General features: G+C 65.7%; 18 protein-coding genes. 6 read left to right on the forward strand and 12 right to left on the reverse strand.

What is annotated here, in order from left to right; all coding sequences use genetic code 11:
• Positions 1-47 precede the first annotated feature (47 nt).
• On the forward strand, positions 48-533 hold the full coding sequence (locus LZC94_35405; protein WXB13121.1) for a chemotaxis protein CheW: 486 nt from the start codon (positions 48-50) through the stop codon (positions 531-533).
• A gap of 81 nt (positions 534-614) precedes the next feature.
• Here the strand turns inward: LZC94_35405 and LZC94_35410 are convergent, their stop codons facing one another.
• Both LZC94_35410 and LZC94_35415 read right to left on the reverse strand, forming a co-directional pair.
• A complete protein-coding gene (locus LZC94_35410; GenBank protein WXB13122.1) occupies positions 615-1727 on the reverse strand; it encodes an S-(hydroxymethyl)glutathione dehydrogenase/class III alcohol dehydrogenase in 1113 nt (370 codons plus the stop codon).
• A gap of 79 nt (positions 1728-1806) precedes the next feature.
• Complete coding sequence (locus LZC94_35415) at positions 1807-2241, reverse strand: acyl-CoA thioesterase (GenBank protein WXB13123.1); 435 nt, start codon at positions 2239-2241, stop codon at positions 1807-1809.
• 130 nt (positions 2242-2371) lie between these two features.
• On the opposite strand from LZC94_35415, the gene LZC94_35420 reads away from it, so the two are divergent.
• Both LZC94_35420 and LZC94_35425 read left to right on the forward strand, forming a co-directional pair.
• Positions 2372-2755, forward strand: a complete 384-nt coding sequence (locus LZC94_35420; GenBank protein ID WXB13124.1) for a YhbY family RNA-binding protein — start codon at positions 2372-2374, stop codon at positions 2753-2755.
• A gap of 114 nt (positions 2756-2869) precedes the next feature.
• On the forward strand, positions 2870-3169 hold the full coding sequence (locus LZC94_35425) for a BON domain-containing protein (GenBank protein ID WXB13125.1): 300 nt from the start codon (positions 2870-2872) through the stop codon (positions 3167-3169).
• A 399-nt stretch (positions 3170-3568) separates the two neighbouring features.
• On the opposite strand, the gene LZC94_35430 is transcribed toward LZC94_35425, so the two are convergent.
• The 7 genes from LZC94_35430 to LZC94_35460 form a co-directional block, all read right to left on the reverse strand.
• Positions 3569-3922, reverse strand: coding sequence for a 2Fe-2S iron-sulfur cluster-binding protein (locus LZC94_35430; protein ID WXB13126.1), 354 nt, complete (start codon positions 3920-3922; stop codon positions 3569-3571).
• A gap of 71 nt (positions 3923-3993) precedes the next feature.
• Positions 3994-5883: a Fe-S protein assembly chaperone HscA gene (gene hscA, locus LZC94_35435; protein ID WXB13127.1), complete on the reverse strand. Its 1890-nt coding sequence runs from the start codon at positions 5881-5883 to the stop codon at positions 3994-3996.
• 3 nt (positions 5884-5886) lie between these two features.
• Positions 5887-6396, reverse strand: coding sequence for a Fe-S protein assembly co-chaperone HscB (hscB, locus tag LZC94_35440; protein ID WXB13128.1), 510 nt, complete (start codon positions 6394-6396; stop codon positions 5887-5889).
• A gap of 126 nt (positions 6397-6522) precedes the next feature.
• Positions 6523-6939, reverse strand: a complete 417-nt coding sequence (locus LZC94_35445) for an iron-sulfur cluster assembly accessory protein (protein WXB13129.1) — start codon at positions 6937-6939, stop codon at positions 6523-6525.
• Positions 6929-7378 carry a Fe-S cluster assembly scaffold IscU gene (iscU, locus tag LZC94_35450; protein ID WXB13130.1) on the reverse strand — a complete coding sequence of 150 codons (450 nt, stop codon included), beginning with the start codon at positions 7376-7378 and terminating at the stop codon, positions 6929-6931. The genes LZC94_35445 and iscU overlap by 11 nt, the downstream gene beginning before the upstream one ends.
• A 33-nt stretch (positions 7379-7411) precedes the next feature.
• Positions 7412-8635: an IscS subfamily cysteine desulfurase gene (locus tag LZC94_35455; GenBank protein WXB13131.1), complete on the reverse strand. Its 1224-nt coding sequence runs from the start codon at positions 8633-8635 to the stop codon at positions 7412-7414.
• 77 nt (positions 8636-8712) lie between these two features.
• Positions 8713-9315, reverse strand: coding sequence for a MerR family transcriptional regulator (locus LZC94_35460; GenBank protein ID WXB13132.1), 603 nt, complete (start codon positions 9313-9315; stop codon positions 8713-8715).
• An 817-nt stretch (positions 9316-10132) separates the two neighbouring features.
• Between LZC94_35460 and LZC94_35465 the strand changes: the two genes are divergently transcribed.
• Positions 10133-11629 carry a tetratricopeptide repeat protein gene (locus LZC94_35465; protein WXB13133.1) on the forward strand — a complete coding sequence of 499 codons (1497 nt, stop codon included), beginning with the start codon at positions 10133-10135 and terminating at the stop codon, positions 11627-11629.
• 3 nt (positions 11630-11632) lie between these two features.
• Here the strand turns inward: LZC94_35465 and cyaY are convergent, their stop codons facing one another.
• Genes cyaY through LZC94_35480 form a run of 3 tightly spaced genes read right to left on the reverse strand, consistent with a single transcriptional unit; the run spans position 11633 to position 13351 of the window.
• A complete protein-coding gene (gene cyaY / locus LZC94_35470) occupies positions 11633-11956 on the reverse strand; it encodes an iron donor protein CyaY (protein WXB13134.1) in 324 nt (107 codons plus the stop codon).
• 17 nt (positions 11957-11973) lie between these two features.
• Entirely contained in the window at positions 11974-12357 is a 384-nt protein-coding gene (apaG, locus tag LZC94_35475) for a Co2+/Mg2+ efflux protein ApaG (protein WXB13135.1), read from the reverse strand.
• 46 nt (positions 12358-12403) lie between these two features.
• Complete coding sequence (locus LZC94_35480) at positions 12404-13351, reverse strand: alpha/beta hydrolase (protein WXB13136.1); 948 nt, start codon at positions 13349-13351, stop codon at positions 12404-12406.
• 247 nt (positions 13352-13598) lie between these two features.
• On the opposite strand from LZC94_35480, the gene LZC94_35485 reads away from it, so the two are divergent.
• Complete coding sequence (locus LZC94_35485) at positions 13599-14159, forward strand: Spy/CpxP family protein refolding chaperone (protein ID WXB13137.1); 561 nt, start codon at positions 13599-13601, stop codon at positions 14157-14159.
• A 71-nt stretch (positions 14160-14230) separates the two neighbouring features.
• Positions 14231-15907: an amidase gene (locus LZC94_35490; protein ID WXB13138.1), complete on the forward strand. Its 1677-nt coding sequence runs from the start codon at positions 14231-14233 to the stop codon at positions 15905-15907.
• The last annotated feature ends 54 nt before the right edge of the window (positions 15908-15961 follow it).

Here is a 15961-nt window from a genome sequence, read left to right on the forward strand (position 1 = left end):
AACGAGCCTTCCGCCAGCTCGAGCTCGAGCTCGAACGAGAACCGCCCATGGCATCCTCCGCCCTCACCCCGTATCTGACATTCGCGCTGGGCAACGACTCGTATGCGACCGCGCTCTTGCGCATCAAGGAAATCGCGGCGCACACGCCCATCAGCCGCGTGCCGGAGACGCCGGCGTGGCTCCTGGGCGTCACGAACCTGCGGGGCACGGTGGTGCCGGTGATCAGCCTCGCCCGCAGGCTGGGACTACCCTCCGCGCCGGTCACCAAAAAGACGTGCATCCTGGTGCTCGACATCGAGCGCCACGGTGAGCCATCCCCCGTCGCGCTCGAAGTCGACTCCGTCTCCGAGCTGCTCGAGCTCGGCCCGGACTCCCTCGAGCCCTGCCCCGCCTTCGGGACTCCCATTGAATCCCAATACATCCTTGGCATCGCGCACACGGGCGAGCGGCTCGTCTACCTGTTGGACCTCGACCGCGTGCTGAACGTCTCGTCCATGGCATCCGCGGCGCAAGGCGAGCCTCGCGCCACCTGAGCTCTTCTTGATCGTGCGGGCATGCGCGAGCGTGCGGCGTACGGGAGAGCGAAGTCTCCCGACGAGCGCCATCGCGGACGGCTATGTAAACTCGATCACGGTTCGAATCGATTTCCCCTCATGCATCAAGTCGAAGCTCTCGTTGATGCGCTCGAGCGGCAGCTTGTGCGTAATCAAGCTATCGATATCGATCTTTCCATCCATGTACCAATCGACGATCTTCGGAACGTCGGTGCGGCCGCGGGCGCCGCCGAAGGCCGAGCCTTTCCACACGCGCCCCGTGACGAGCTGGAACGGGCGCGTCCCGATTTCCTGGCCTGCGCCGGCCACGCCGATGATCACGCTGACCCCCCAGCCGCGGTGGCAGCACTCGAGCGCCTGGCGCATCAAGGTCACGTTGCCCACGCACTCGAAGCTGTAATCGGCGCCGCCGCCGGTGAGCTCCACCAGGTGCGCGACCAGATCGCCCGAGACGCGCTTGGGATCGACGAAGTGCGTGAGCCCCAGCTTGCGCGCGAGCGCCTCCCGCTCCGGGTTGAGATCGATGCCGATGATTTTGTCGGCGCCGGCCATGCGGGCGCCCTGCACCACATTGAGCCCGATGCCGCCCAGCCCGAAGACCACCACATTGGCGCCCGGCTCCACCTTGGCCGTGTAGATGACGGCGCCGATGCCGGTGGTCACGCCGCAGCCGATGTAACAGACCTTGTCGAAGGGGGCGTCTTTGCGGATCTTGGCCACCGCGATCTCCGGCAGCACGGTGTGGTGCGCGAAGGTCGAACAGCCCATGTAATGATGAATCTTCGTTTTGCCGATGGAGAAGCGGCTGGTCCCGTCGGGCATCAGGCCGCGGCCTTGGGTGGCCCGGATGGCGGTGCACAGGTTCGTTTTGCGGCTCAAACACGATTTGCAGGAGCGGCACTCGGGTGTGTACAGCAGAATCACGTGATCGCCTTTGGCGACCGAGGTCACCCCGGGCCCTATGTCGACGACCACGCCCGCGCCCTCATGACCGAAAATGACCGGAAAGAGGCCCTCGGGATCGGCGCCCGAGCGGGTGAACTCGTCGGTGTGGCACACGCCGGTGGCTTTGATTTCGACCAGGACCTCGCCGGCCTTGGGGCCATCGAGCTCCACGTCTTCGACGACCAGAGGTTTGCCAGCTTCGTAAGCGACGGCAGCGCGCGTTTTCATGCGCGCGATTATAGAGCACCGAGCGGCCGGCTCCCGCCGCTTTCAGGCCGCGTGCTTCGCCTTCGCGGCTCGAGCGATCTTAGCGCCGTGCCTCGAGGACGCGGAGGATCTCGGGCAGCAGAGGCGTCGATTTGCGGGTCGCGTCATCGACGAGGACCACGATGGACTCCGACGTGGCGGCGCAGCGACCGTTTTGAAAGAGCCCTTGCTCCAGGGTCATCGAGCTCCGGCCAACTTTGGTCAGACGGGTGCCGATGTCCACCGTGCCGGGCCAGGTGATCTCGGCGCGAAAGTCGAGGACCAGCCGCGCGATCACGAACGAGGTGCCGGGGTGGGCCAGCGATTGCTCCGTCAGGTGCAGAAATGCGACCCGGCCGGTCTCGCAAAAGGTCGCGAAGGCCGCGTTGTTGACGTGCCCCTGGCGATCGGTGTCGCCGTAGCGGATGGTGTCATGGGTCCGGAACGGGAAATCTTCGAGCCGAAGGGCGGGTGAATCGTGAGGATCGTGCGCCACGAGAACGCTCCCGGGTGGTGTGCCTAGAACGGAGCATCGACAATGCCCGGGCCGGAGCATAGATCCGGATCCTCCGAAAAACGCGCGCCGCCGATGGATTTCCGCCCGCCATCGGCTAAAGAGACGGCCCATGTCGTCGTCTGCCGCCCCGTCCACCCCCGAAACCGACTCTGCGCCCGCGCTGGATCACGCGTCGGCCGCCCCGAGGGGCGCTCCTCCGGCCTTGCGGGGTGCGGCCCTCCGCCATTTGCGCGCGCTCGGCCACGATTTGAAGCCGACCGTGATGCTCGGCAAAGAGGGGCTCACCGAAGCGCTGGTGGGCGCGGCGAACGCGGCATTGCTCACGCACGAGCTCATCAAAGTCAAAATCCTCTCCGAGGCGCCGGTCGATCGCCACGAGGCCGCACGTCAGCTTGCAGGAGACACCAAGTCGGTGCTGGCCCAAGTGCTCGGGCGCACGGTTCTCTTGTACCGCCGTCACCCAAAAAAGCCGAAAATCGTCCTGCCGAAGTGACGTCGAGCTCGCGGACGATCGCCCCGGTGAGGCGGGCCGTCACGTGCAGCGCTCTCCATCGCAGGCGCGGGGTGCGCCGGTACGTCTCGGCGCGCAAATTGCGTCGTGAACGGCATGCACAAGGCTGATGAATCGCTCGCGCGAAGGGTCCGCGACACCTTGCGCCAGCATGGTGACCTGCGCAGCAACGAAGTTCTGGTGGCGGCAGAGAACGGTGTCGTAACGCTCGAAGGCTGGGTCGACGATATTTGGATTGGCGCCGCCATCGAGAAATTCGCCGCCAACATCCCCGGCGTTCTCCGCGTCGACAGTCAGCTCAAAGTCCGCACGGAGCTCGGCGCGGAGGCGCAGGCCAAGCAGACCGAATTCGGTACCGCAAAGAGGGCGCGCGCCATCACGGGTCGCGGCTTGTAGAAGGCCGCACACGGCAGAGTCCCACGCCGACACCACCGCGATGGCTCGCGCCTCCTCGCCCTGCTCTTGGAGAAGCCGTTACGGCTTGTAGCGGTAGATTCGCCCGTAAATGTCCGCGAGCCAAAGGTGGGCTGTATCGGTTCCGTAAAATCGATATGCCGCACCCGTCGTGAATCCGCTGGGTCCCTACGATTGGCGCAGATTGTCTGCCAATCCGATTGGCGTAGATTGTTCGCGAATACGATTTGGCGCAATTTGTTCTTCTAATGCGATTAGCGCACGTCATTTCCGTGGGACGTGGGATCGAGCGGAGGTTTATGCCGTCACTTCAGCGGGACTCGCTTCGCGCGGGCCGCGCCGTCGCGCGCGCGATTCGCGATCGACGATCACGAACCGCCGCTAGCGCCATGTCACGAACTTGCCGCGCTCGTCCGGGTGCTCGTTCTCGTATGCCTCGAGGCTCTCGCGCGTGATCTCGACCTCGATCTCGCCGTCGCGCTCGATCTTCGACTGACAGCCCAAGCGCGAGTTGGCTCGAACGTCGAACGCCTTGTCGAGCATGTCTTCTTCCTCTTCCTCCTGCTCGGACAGGAGGTTCGCGCCCTTGTGCACATAGACGTGGCACGTCGAACAGGCGCACACGCCGCCGCACGCGTAACCTTCCGGCGCGGAGAGCTCTTGGGCAGCCTGGAGGATGCTCTTGCCCACCGGAACTTGGATTTCGCCGTAACCTTTGAATCGGACAATCGCCATCGATGCCATCCATTGCCGGCGCGAGGCCGGCCATTCAATCGAGATTCGCTCGGAACGACGCCCGGACGGCGTCACACGCGACGTTCGACGTCGTCGACTTTGCGCCCTTCGATCGCGCGCGCGATGGCGCGGTTCATTCGGCGCGTGGCGAAGGGCTTGCTCACCCGGTCGAGCTCTTCGACCAGTTGATGCATGCGCCCGGGATCGGTCCCCCGCGCCGCCTCTGCGAGCGCGGCCATCGCCTGGCCAATGGCGTCGGCCTCCCCGGGCTCGAGCAGCTCGGGATCGGTCACGATGGCCTTCTCGGTCGCGGAGACGATGCGGTGGGCCTCCAGCCGGTTCTCGGCGATGCGGCGGGTCAAGAGGTCCTCTTCGCCGTAGTCGAGGGCGTCGAGGAGCATCTTCTCCACCGTCTCGTCGTCGAGGCCGTACGAGGGCTTCACGGAGACGGTCTGCTCCAGACCGGTCACCAGCTCTTTGGCGTGCACGCTGAGCAGACCATCGGCGTCGACTTGAAAGGTGACCTCCAGCTTGGCCATGCCGGCCGGCATCGGAGGGATGCCCCGCAAGGTGAAGTGCGCGAGGCTGCGGCAATCGCTCGCGAGCTCACGCTCGCCTTGCACCACGTGGATGACGAACCCGGTCTGGTTGTCCTCTTGCGTGGTGTACGTGGCGCGGGCGCCCGTGGGGATGGTCAGGTTGCGCGGGAGGATCTTGTCGACCACGCCGCCGCCCACCTCGATGCCGAGCGAGAGCGGTAGCACGTCGAGGAGCAGAATTTCGTCGCGCGGGCCCTCGCCGGCGAGCAAATCCGCCTGCACCGCGGCCCCGAGGGCCACCACTTGATCCGGATCGATGTCGGACAGCGGGTCCTGCTTGAAGAGTCCTTTGACATAGGCCGAAACGGCCGGAACGCGGGTCGCGCCGCCCACCAAGATGACCCCGTCGAGCTCCTCGGGCTTGAGCCCCGCGTCCTTGAGCGCGCGCCGGCACGCCACCCCGGTGCGGTCGAGCAGGATCTTGATCGCGCCCTCGAAGCGCTCGCGCGTGACCACCACCGACTGCTCGCTCCCCTTGGCGTTGGGGAGGCTGACCTCCACCTCGAGCGCGTCGGTCAGCGCATGCTTGATCTGGCGCGACGTATCGAGGAGCAACCGCAAGAACGACGGATCGGTGGGCGCATGCGCGTCCGTGCCCGTTCCGTAGCCGAGATCGCGCAGCACGATCTCCGCGATGGCCCGGTCCATGTCGTCGCCGCCGAGGGCGCTGTCGCCGCCCGTGGCCTTGACCTGGAAGACCCCGTTGTCCAAAAGGAGAATGGTGATGTCGAAGGTGCCGCCGCCCAAATCGTAGACGGCGAAGTGGCCATTTTGCTTTTTGTCGAGACCGTACGCGAGCGCCGCCGCCGTGGGCTCGTTGATGAGGCGCAAGACCTCGAGGCCCGCGAGCCTCCCCGCGTCTTTGGTGGCTTGTCGTTGCGCATCGTCGAAGTAGGCCGGTACGGTGATGACCACGCCGCCCACCGTGCGCAGCTCGTCCTCCGCGTTGCGCTTCAAGGTGCGCAGCACCTCGGCGCTCACCTCGACCGGCGTGACCTCACGCCCGCCGCGCACCAGAAAACGCACCACGTTGGGCTCGTTGGCCCGCGCCGTGGCGAACTCGTAGGGCCCCAGGCGGCGGGTCTCGGGATCGTCGGAGCCCCGGCCCATGAAGCGCTTGACGCTCACGATGGTGTCGCGCGGGTTTTCCACCGCGCGCGACTGCGCCGCGCGGCCCACGATCACGCTGGTGTCCGTGTACGAAACGACGCTGGGCAGGAGCACTTCTTGATCGCAGTCGGCGATCGTCTCCGGGCGGCCATCGCGCACGCAGGCGACGAGCGAGTGCGTGGTGCCGAGATCGATCCCGATGGGGCGCGGTGCGGCCTTGGGGTCGAAAATATCGAGGAGTGCGGTCGGCATGGGTCAGGTCTCCTCGGCGAGCTCGTCTTCGATGGCGCTGACTTCTTCGAGAAAGCGCGTGAAGTAGCGGAGTTCGCCCAGCTTGCCAACATGGGAAATCAATTGGTCGCGGTCGCCGTCCGACGACTCGAAGGCCTTGGCCAGCGCGGCTTGCGTCGCTTTGGCGCGCGCTTCCACCCCCTCGGCCAGCGCATGAACGCGGTCCAAATCGCGCGCTTGTTTGGCCTCGTCGAGGGCCTCCCGCTCCTCGAGCACCTCCATCAAGAAGGCGGGGCTCGATTTGGGCTCGTTCGTTTCGCCCACCGGCACGCCGTGCAGCGCGAAGAGGGCCTCCGCCCGCTTCACCGGATCGCGAAGGATGCGCCACGCGAGGTTCACCTCCACCGCGCGCGAGAGCACTTCTTTCTTTCCGGCCGCGCCCACGTGCCGATCGGGATGGAGCGCGCGCGACAGCTCGCGATGCGTCCTCTCCAACGCGCCCAAATCCACGTCGTAGCGACGTGCTACTCCCAATGTTTCGAACGGATCCATATCTCGAAAATTCGTTCAGCCGGATTTGGCGACTCCCCTCCCAGCCCCCTCCCGCGCTGAGCGGGGAGAGGCGGTCGTCGGGAGCGGTGAGGAGCCGGGAAGCCTGGCTCAGACGGTAAAGCTATGTCCGCAGCCGCAGGAGGTCTTCTCGTTCGGGTTCACGAACTTGAAGCCCTGCTTCATCAATGTTTTTTCCCAATCCAAAGTCGACCCGTTCAAATAGATGAGGCTCTTCGGATCGACCACGACGCGCACGTCGTCGTATTGGAAGACGCGGTCGCGGGCGCGCGGGGGGCCATCGTGAAACTCGATGACATAGCTGAATCCCGAACAGCCGCCGCCGCGGATCCCGACACGAAGAGACGTGTCGGGAACGCCGCGCTTTTGGATCTGAGCGCGGATGGCTTCGACGGCGGCGGGGCTCACCTCGATGGACGGCTCCTTCTTCGCCGGGGCTGCGGCGACGTCCTGCGGGGCGGGCGAGCCAGGTGAACGGGGCTCGGGGCTTTGGGTTTCAGCGTGCATGGTTCTCGACCGACGACGCGGCGGAGCCCTTGTGGCTGGACTGAACGGCCGCGGCGCGCGCCTCCTGCTTCTTACGGTAATCCTCGATGGCGCTCTTGATCGCGTCCTCCGCCAGGACGGAGCAGTGAATCTTCACCGGGGGCAGATTCAGCTCGTTGACGATGTCCACGTTCTTGATGGCCTCGGCCTGCTCCACCGTCTTTCCCTTGAGCCACTCGGTGGCGAGGGACGACGAGGCGATGGCGGAGCCGCACCCGAACGTCTTGAACTTCGCGTCCTCGATCACGCCGTCATCGTTCACCTTGATCTGCAGACGCATGACGTCGCCGCACGCAGGGGCGCCGACGAGACCCGTTCCGACGTTCGGATCGCTCTTGTCCAGGGTGCCGACATTCCGCGGGTTCTCCGCGTGTTCGACCACTTTATCGCTGTACGCCATGATTTCGATCTCCAGTTCGTTCGTAGCGGGAATTCAGTGGGCCACCCAAGAGACGGATTTGAGGTCGATGCCCTCTTTGTGCATCTCGTAGAGCGGCGACAAGTCGCGCAGTTTGTTGACCTTGTCCACGACCAAGTCGGCGACGAAGTCGACTTCTTCTTCGGTCGAGAAGCGGCCCAGCCCGAAGCGGATGCTCGAGTGTGCCAGCTCGTCCCCCACCCCCAAGGCGCGCAGCACATAGCTCGGCTCGAGGCTGGCCGACGTGCACGCCGAGCCGGAGCTCACCGCCACGTCTTTGATCGCCATCATCAGCCCTTCGCCTTCGACGAAGTTGAACGAGAGGTTCAAGTTGCCCGGCAGGCGATGCTCGAGCGAGCCGTTCACATAGACCTCCTCGAGGTTGTCCATGATGCGGGCGCGCAGCCGCTCGCGAAGGCGGAGGAGACGCGCGGCCTCCTCGCGCCACTCGAGGTGCGCGATCTCCGCGGCCTTGCCGAAGCCGACGATGGAGGGCGTGTTCAAGGTGCCCGAGCGATGGCCGCGCTCGTGGCCGCCGCCGTCGATCTGGGCGACGAGGCGGACGCGCGGCTTGGAGCGGCGGATGTAAATGGCGCCGATGCCCTTGGGCCCGTAAAACTTGTGCGCGGTGATGGACGCGAGGTCGACATTGAGCTTCTGCACGTCGAACTCGGCCTTGCCGATGATTTGAACCGCGTCGCTGTGGAACAGCACGCCGCGCTCGCGCGTGATTTTGCCGATCTCTTCGAGCGGCTGGATGGTGCCAATCTCGTTGTTGGCGGCCATCACGCTGACCAGGATGGTCTTGTCCGTGATCGCCTTGGCGATCTCCTGCGGGTCGACCCGCCCGTCGCGGCCGACGCCCAGGTAGGTGACCTGGTAGCCGTCTTTCTCGAGGCGCTTGCAGCTGTCGAGCACCGCTTTGTGCTCGAGCACCGTGGTGATGATGTGATTGCCTTTGTCCTTGAGGAACTCGGCGACGCCCTTGATGGCGAGGTTGTCCGATTCGGTCGCGCCCGACGTAAAGACGATTTCCTTCGAGCTCTGGGCGTTGATCAGCTTTGCGATGCGCTCGCGGGCGTAGTCCACTGCCTCTTCCGCCTCCCAGCCGAACTTGTGGCTGCGGCTGGCGGCGTTGCCGAACTTCTCCGTGAAATAAGGGAGCATCTCCTGGACGACCCGCGGGTCGACGGGCGTGGTCGAGTGATAGTCCATGAAGATGGGGAGCTGTACGGACATGATTTCCTCTCGGGACGTTCCCCTCGGTCTGTCGGGAAGGAGGGGAGGAACGTGCGGCTACGAGCCGCCCAATGCGTTTAACTCGCTCGAAAACCGGCGATGAGCTCGGGGACGTGCTCACCACAGGTATGAAGATCACAGGCTTTGCACGCGGAGAGCATGCGGTCGGGGTCGCAGACCTCGCAGGTGTCGAGGTACACGAGGCTGGACTCCAGCTCGTGCTCGAGGGCCCGAAGCCGCGCGATATGCCCGCGCGTTTCGGCGAGCTTGCGCTTGTAGGTCTCCTTCATTCGAATCATCGCGCGGGGCGCCGAGTGGAGCTCTTCCCACTCGCGCACGATGGTTTGAATGTCGGTGAGGCTGAACCCCATTTCTTGAAGGCGACCAATCCAGCGGATGCGGACGATCGCGTCGGCACCGTAGAGCCGATAGCGCCCTTTGGAACGGGCCACCGGGTGCAAAAGCCCCAGCTCTTCGTACAGATGAATGGCGCGTACGGTTTTGCCGGAGTCGCGCGCCAAGTCCCCCACTTGAACGAGGTTCGCCTCGTCCGTACCTGCCCCGATCGGCTCCTCGCTGCTCGGTAGCTCGATACCGGACACATCGGACACATCGGACACACTCGCCCCGGGTACAGTCTTGGGCGGGTGCAGCACGGGTAGGCGGACGTTGTTGTTCACGGTTCCGAAATGTAGTCTTACCCATAGGTGAGGGTTTGACAATACCCTTACGTTAGGGTGGGACCTTAAGTTTGGCACCCGGGGACCCGAAGGATGAGGAAGGGACGCGAAAGCTGCCCGTGTCGAGGTCATCGGGACACCTGCGGGGACCTCCACACTGCAAGCGCAGCTCGCAGACATCACCCTCGTGGATGCGCCGCCGGAGCTCGACCTAAACATAAACTTCCGCAGCGGCCGTGCTTTGAACGCGCGGTCCATCCGTCGCGCTCGCCGCAAAATCCGACCGGTCACGTCCTTTCGGCAGCTCCTCTGGGGCACCCGTGCTCGGTACCCAACAAGGACGCCGCGGTCGCCGATCATGCCAGACACAGGGGCACCGACGGTGCTTTGCCGAGCGCGTCATGCCCTGCTCGGGCCTCCTTCCGCATCGCGTTGGAGGCGCGAGCTGGCCACGGGGCTGGCCACTGCCCCGGACCTTCGAGCGATCCGGCACCCTTCGAGTGAAGCGAAATCGCGCATATTGACGCCGATGCCACTTTGGCAACCACCGTAAGAAGAAGACGCAGACCGACGCGCTTACACCTACAAACGCGCTAATTTCGCGCAGATAGCCAATACCTTCGGCACGCCCTTCGCTTTGGAGATGCCGATAGCTGATAACCGATTCGCCAACATCGTCCCAACGGACGAGCGAGCGAGCGGCCCGCCATCCGTGCCGTTGGGCGTGGGTGCACGGCCTCGCTCGCGACTCGGGCAGTGGTCCTTCCGAGACCCGTCGGCTTTCTTTCGGATGAATACCAGGGGAGGGGACAAGGCAGTGCTAGCCCTAGATCCGCAGCATATTCACGCGCACGATCATACGTTTCACACGCTCAGCCACGACAACGATCCGAAGCGCAAAGCGCAAAAGCTGTTCACGTTGTCGGAGGTGGTTCACGGAAAGATCGGCGACGCTCGGTGGGCGGCGGATCTGCTCGGCGAAACCCTCGCCCTCGACCCATCCCGTCTGGACGCGTTCGAGCGATTGTTTGCACTCTACACGGAGCTGCAGGACTGGGGCTCGCTGATCCACTGCTACCGCGAACGCCTCGACCGCACGAGCATCGAGGACGCGGAGCTTCGTTATGCGTTGATTCATCAGCTCGGCCTCGTCTACCGCGACCGGCTCGGCGATGCGCCGCGCGCGATCGAGTGCTTTCGCAAGGCGCTGGAGCTCAAACCGGACAGCGACGCGGATCGAAAGCTGCTCTGCGAGCTGCTCGTGATCGTGGGGGATCTGGACGAGGCCGTGGACTTCACGCGCCGCGTCTTCGATCGCAACCCGCTGGCGGTGGAGCCGATGAAGGAGCTCTATACGCTCTTTCTGCGCAAGCGGCAGTTCGACCACGCGTGGTGCGCGGTGGACGTGCTGGGCGATACCTTGTCCGTGAAGCTCACCACCGAGCAAGAGCGCTTCTTGATCGGCTATTCGCCGATGCCGCTGGAGCTGGTGCCGGGCCGGCTGATGCCGGAGGCGTGGGACAGCCATATCCTGCACCCCGATCTCGATCCGACCATCACGGCCATTCTTCGCATCGTGGTGCCGGTGATCATCCGCGCGAAGCTGGGCACGTCGCGGCGGCGGGCGCGCGAGGAGCAGCTGGGCGGGCGGCTGGCCGAGGAGCAGACGGACAGCACGTACCCCATCTTGCGCACGTTCCTCGACGCGTCGGAGATCCTGGGGCTCTCGCCGCCCGATCTGCGCGTCCACACGGGGCTCACGGCGCCCTTCGCGGTGGCCATCGCGGAGAAGCCCACGGTGCACGTCTCGATCGATCACGTGCGCGAGCTGTCGGCGGGGAGCCGCGCCTTCTTCGCGGGCAAGTACATCGCGCTCCTGCAGCCGGAGCTGATGGCGCGGGCCATGTTCCCGTCGGTGCCGCTCTTGAAGTCGCTCATCGGGGCCGCCGTGCGCGCGGCCACGTCGAACAGCGGCATCTGGCTCTCGGGCGATGAGCTCGACGGCGCCATCCGCAGCGCCATCCTGCCCGAGGAGCTGGAGGCGCTCCGCCAGGTCGTCAAGGCGGCCCTCGCCATGGGCTCCTTGCTCGACGTCGCCCGCTGGGCGAAGCTCGCCGAGCTGTCGGCCTCGCGCGCGGGGCTCTTGCTCGCCGGCTCGCTCGACGTCGCGCGCCGCGCCAATGTCTACGAGCCGCACTACTTGGGCGATCCCACCTCGGTCGAGTGGCTCACGGAGATGATCTCCTTCGCCATCAGCGACACCTACGCCGAGCTTCGCGCGGCCATCGGCGTGGGCGTGCCCGCGAACAGCTAGGCGTCAGACCGTGAGGTCGAGGCCGACCGCTTCCTTGATGATGCGCGACACGGTGGAGAACAGCTCCGCGCCCGTTCCCTTGTCGTCCAACCACGCGCCCGACGCTTCGTCGTAGGAGAAGTGCCAGGCGCGGGCGTTGGCGGCGAGCCAGATCTGGCGGGTGGGCCGCTGGGTGTTGACGATGCTGCGGGCGCCACCGCGAAAGAGGAGCGTGACGACGTCGCCTGCGCGTTCGCAGTCGACGGCGTCCACATCGACATCTTCAAGGGCGTCTTCGATGCGGCGGAATGCGGTGTCGGTCAAATGCTGGTAGCGCGACTCGTCCATCTGGCTAGACATAGCGTCTAGTTCAACGAATAGGGAAGGGCGAGCGTAAAAGGAGCGATGGTCGCGTCGAAGGCGCGGCCGTCGGAGCGGTGCATTTGGTAGGTGCCGTGCATTTCCCCGCGGGGTGTCGTGAGCACGCAGCCGCTGGTGTACTCGAAGTGATCGCCGGGGCGGAGAAAGGGCTGCTGGCCGACCACACCCGGACCGCGCACCTCTTCGACCCTTCCGTTTCCATCGGTGATGATCCAGTGGCGGGTCCGGAGCTGGGCCCCTTCGGTCCCCTCGTTGTGGATCTTGACCGTGTACGCGAACACGTAGCGCTGGGCCCGGGGCGAGGATTGCTCCGGAACGTACACGGACTCGACCGAGACCCGAATCCCCTGTGTGACGGCGGTGGACACGCCGTAGTTTTACTCGCCCGAGCGAGCCTTTGCCTAGTACGGGGCGTCAGAAATTCGCAACGTCTGCGGCGCGTGAGGCCATGTGAGGCTCGAGGAACTCGTGCATGCGGGCCCACTTCTCGCGTGCCGCAGGGCGCCACACCATGGCATCAAAACCGTGGATTTCACCGGGTGCGATGAAAAGCTCGTTTTGGACACCAAGGCGGTCGAGCACGGTTTTCATGCGCTTGGCATGAGGCAACAAAATGTCGCGGGTGCCCACGGAGAGAAAGAAGGGCGCCAGAGGGCGGCGCAACTCCACCAGCCCGCGCTCGAGCAAAAGCAGCGGGCTTGCCAGCGGCGCCGTTCGTGTACCGTCGAACATTTCGTGGCCAAGGTAGGCCGAGCCGACGTCATAAAGGAGGCGCTGCGCCCAAAATGGCAGGCGCTCGTGCGCCATCATGGGCCCCACGTCGGTCATGTCGAGCACGGGATAGGTCGACACAACGGCACGCAGCGGGATATTCGCATCGAAGAGGCGCGCGGCGAATGGCTCCGGTAGGCGGGCGGAGGATGCAACCGCCATCGCCGCCACCAGGTTGCCGCCGGCCGACTCGCCCGCGAGGGCGATCCGATCGCGATCGCCGCCGTACTCGGGCGCGTTGCGGTGCACCCAGTGCAGCGCCTCGATGGCGTCCTCCAGCGGCTCGGGGAACGGGTGCTTGTGGCCCAGTCGGTAATTGATGTTGAAGACGAGGTAACCGCGCCGCGCGAAGGCCATGGCCATCACGAAGTGCGTGTCCTTGGAGAGCATGGAAAAGCCGCCGCCGTGCACATAGAGCACCACGGGCAGCGGCTTCGGCGCTCGGGTGGGCACGTACACGTCGAGCTGGTGCTCGCGTTTGCGCGTGGGCCCGTACACCACGTCGCGCAGCAGGTGCACCCCGAACCGCGCCGGCGCGAGGTCGGGCATGGCGTAACGGACGCGCGCCAACGCGTGCGCGGTCGTGTCCATGATCAGGCTCCGAAGCATGCTCTCTTGAACGAGCCACCTATGGTTGAACCGAACCATTCGTCTTCTCTCTCGCTCTCCTCGATTTAGCTAAGCATCGACCCTTACCCCGCGCAAATCCGCGGTTTCCTGCTCCATCGACATTGACAGACGGGGAATGTGCACCACATTCATGAGGTGCGTGAGGCATGTCGCCCACGCGTGAACCCCCGCCGGGAGCGAGACAGCCTCGGCGAGTAGGAGACGAAAAATGCATCCTGGTATGTTGTTTTGGTGGGAAAAGGCCCGTCGTCACGGACATTGCGGTGGCGGGTACGAAGCCGCGGCGTATGCGTATGGCGGCCGTCATGGGCACGGTAGGCACGGCCGGCACCGATGGGACGGCGGTCCGCCCTCCCCGCCCGATGCGCCCTCGCCGGATGGCGGTGGATGGCACGCGGGCTGGGGGCATCATCACGATGATGGCGGCGCCGGCTTCGGCGTCCGGCGCCCGTTGCGGTTTTTGGCCCATAAGCTGGATTTGAGCGAGCAGCAGGTGGGCGAGCTCGCGAACATCCTGAACGACCTGAAGACCGAGCGCGCCCAAGCCGAGGTCGACGACCGCCGCACGTTGGCCGCTTTCGCCGACGCCGTGGCGGGGGGCGCGTTCGACGAGACGCGCGCACGCGAGGGTGGCGAGCTGCGCACCAAGAGCGCCGAGCGGCTTCGCGACGCGGTCACCCGGGCGCTGGGGCGAATCCACGCCTTGCTGGATGACGAGCAGCGCGGTCGATTTGCATATTTGATCCGCACCGGCGTGCTCTCGTTGTAAGCGACCGTCCCGCGCGCGGCGCGGCGAGATCGCCCTAAAACGAAGGACGAAACGAGGTAGAGTTGGAGCATATGCCCCGACGACTCCCTCCCTCGCCGCGCCTGTCCGGAGCCCTTCTTCGCACCGTCGCGCGTGCCGCGCGAACCAAGACCGGCAGCGTCGCGCTCTACCATGCGCTCAAGGTCGACTTGAACGTCTCGGAGCTGGAGAAGCTCACCGAGAGCGCTCGCGGAGATTTGCTCCTCCACAATCGTCCCTGGCAGGCTCGCCCTCCCCGCGGCGGCGAGCCTGCCGATCTTCCGTTGCCCTCGGCGCCGTGGTCGGGCACCAGCGCGAGCTATGTTGCACACTACACGCAAGGCACGCTCTCGCCCGAGGACGTCGCCGTGCGCTGTCTCGCGGCCGCGCGCGCGCTCGCCGCGCGCTCGCCCAGCGTGGGACCGATCCACGAATACGCCAAGGAGCGCGTGGCGCTGGGGGAGGCGAGCGAGAGCAAGGCCCGTTATGCGGCCGGTGCGCCGCGGGGCATCTTCGACGGCGTGCCGTACGCCGTCAAAGAGCAGACGGCGGTGCGAGGGTTTGCGCGGCAGGCGGGGAGCACGTATTTGAGCGCGGAGCCCCTCGACGACGCGGCCTGCGTGGCGGCCGTGCGCCGCGAGGGCGGATTGGTGCTGGGCACCACGCCCATGACCGAGCTTGGAATGTCGCCCGTGGGGCAGAACATGCACCGCAGGCTCCCCAAGAACCCGCACGATCCAAAGCACGTGGCCGGCGGCTCGTCGACCGGATCCGGCGTGGCCGTGGCCACCGGGCTCGTCCCCTTTGCGCTCGCGGCCGACGGCGGCGGCTCGATCCGCATTCCATCGGCCATCAACGGCGTCTTCGGCATCAAGCCCACGTGGGGCCGGGTCAGCCGCGCGGGCGATATCTCGCAAGGGTCGGTCGCGCACGTGGGCCCCATCGCGTCGTCCACCGCGGACTTGGCGCGCGTCCTCGAGGTGATCAGCGGCCCCGATCCACGCGACGAAGAGACCATGGTCGGCACGCCGCCCAAGCTCGAACCGGGCTCGCTGGTCGCGGCGCTGGGGCGCGGGGTGCGCGGACTGGTCATCGGCGTCGACGAGAGCGAGTGGGGCGAGGCCTCCGCGGTGGTGCAGCGCGCGGGGCAAGAGGCGCTGCGCGCGCTGGAGAAAGAAGGCGCCATCCTGCGGGAGGTGACCATCGGGCTCGCGCGCTATGCGCCGGCCATCGGCTACATGACCATCGGCCTCGAGACGCGCGGGCTCATTCAGCTCGATTGGCTCCAGCACGCCAACGCCATGGGCTACGACTTGCAAATCGCCATGTCGGCCCTGAGCGAGGCCAAGGCGAGCGACTTCGTCGACGCCCAACGGATGCGCACCACCCTCCGCGCCGGCGTCGCGCAGGTTTTCCGCGATGTCGATTTGCTAGCGCTCCCCACCACCGTCGATACGGCCACCGCGGCGGACGACGAGGAGATGCGGAGCGGCTTCCTCGAGTCGAGGGTGCTCGCGGGCCTGGTCCGCTTCAATTTTCTAGGCAACCTCACCGGTTTGCCGGCGCTTTCGGCACCCGTCGGGCTCGATGCCAAGAACCTTCCCATTGGTCTGCAATTGATGGGCGACGCGTGGGACGAGGCCACAGTGCTGGCTGCATCGGCACACCTTGAGCGCATGGGTACGGCAAGGGTCGAGCGGCCGGCGGTTTCTGTTCAGATTCTTCCGTAGCTGAGTAGACACCCGGTGTGATCATGGCATCCTCTCCAAACGGAGGGGTTCGGG

The organism is Sorangiineae bacterium MSr11954, assembly GCA_037157815.1.
Lineage (GTDB): Bacteria > Myxococcota_A > Polyangia > Polyangiales > Polyangiaceae > Pendulispora > Pendulispora albinea.

What these genes read in the sequence shown, in the direction of transcription:
- LZC94_35485 (WXB13137.1), top strand. Translation starts at nt 13,599, where the DNA reads ATGCATCCTGGTATGTTGTTTTGGTGGGAAAAGGCCCGTCGTCACGGA.
- LZC94_35480 (WXB13136.1), bottom strand. Translation starts at nt 13,351, where the DNA reads ATGGACACGACCGCGCACGCGTTGGCGCGCGTCCGTTACGCCATGCCC.
- LZC94_35425 (WXB13125.1), top strand. Translation starts at nt 2,870, where the DNA reads ATGCACAAGGCTGATGAATCGCTCGCGCGAAGGGTCCGCGACACCTTG.
- LZC94_35405 (WXB13121.1), top strand. Translation starts at nt 48, where the DNA reads ATGGCATCCTCCGCCCTCACCCCGTATCTGACATTCGCGCTGGGCAAC.
- LZC94_35490 (WXB13138.1), top strand. Translation starts at nt 14,231, where the DNA reads ATGCCCCGACGACTCCCTCCCTCGCCGCGCCTGTCCGGAGCCCTTCTT.
- LZC94_35430 (WXB13126.1), bottom strand. Translation starts at nt 3,922, where the DNA reads ATGGCGATTGTCCGATTCAAAGGTTACGGCGAAATCCAAGTTCCGGTG.
- LZC94_35455 (WXB13131.1), bottom strand. Translation starts at nt 8,635, where the DNA reads ATGTCCGTACAGCTCCCCATCTTCATGGACTATCACTCGACCACGCCC.
- cyaY (WXB13134.1), bottom strand. Translation starts at nt 11,956, where the DNA reads ATGGACGAGTCGCGCTACCAGCATTTGACCGACACCGCATTCCGCCGC.
- iscU (WXB13130.1), bottom strand. Translation starts at nt 7,378, where the DNA reads ATGGCGTACAGCGATAAAGTGGTCGAACACGCGGAGAACCCGCGGAAT.
- LZC94_35420 (WXB13124.1), top strand. Translation starts at nt 2,372, where the DNA reads ATGTCGTCGTCTGCCGCCCCGTCCACCCCCGAAACCGACTCTGCGCCC.
- hscA (WXB13127.1), bottom strand. Translation starts at nt 5,883, where the DNA reads ATGCCGACCGCACTCCTCGATATTTTCGACCCCAAGGCCGCACCGCGC.
- LZC94_35445 (WXB13129.1), bottom strand. Translation starts at nt 6,939, where the DNA reads ATGCACGCTGAAACCCAAAGCCCCGAGCCCCGTTCACCTGGCTCGCCC.
- LZC94_35410 (WXB13122.1), bottom strand. Translation starts at nt 1,727, where the DNA reads ATGAAAACGCGCGCTGCCGTCGCTTACGAAGCTGGCAAACCTCTGGTC.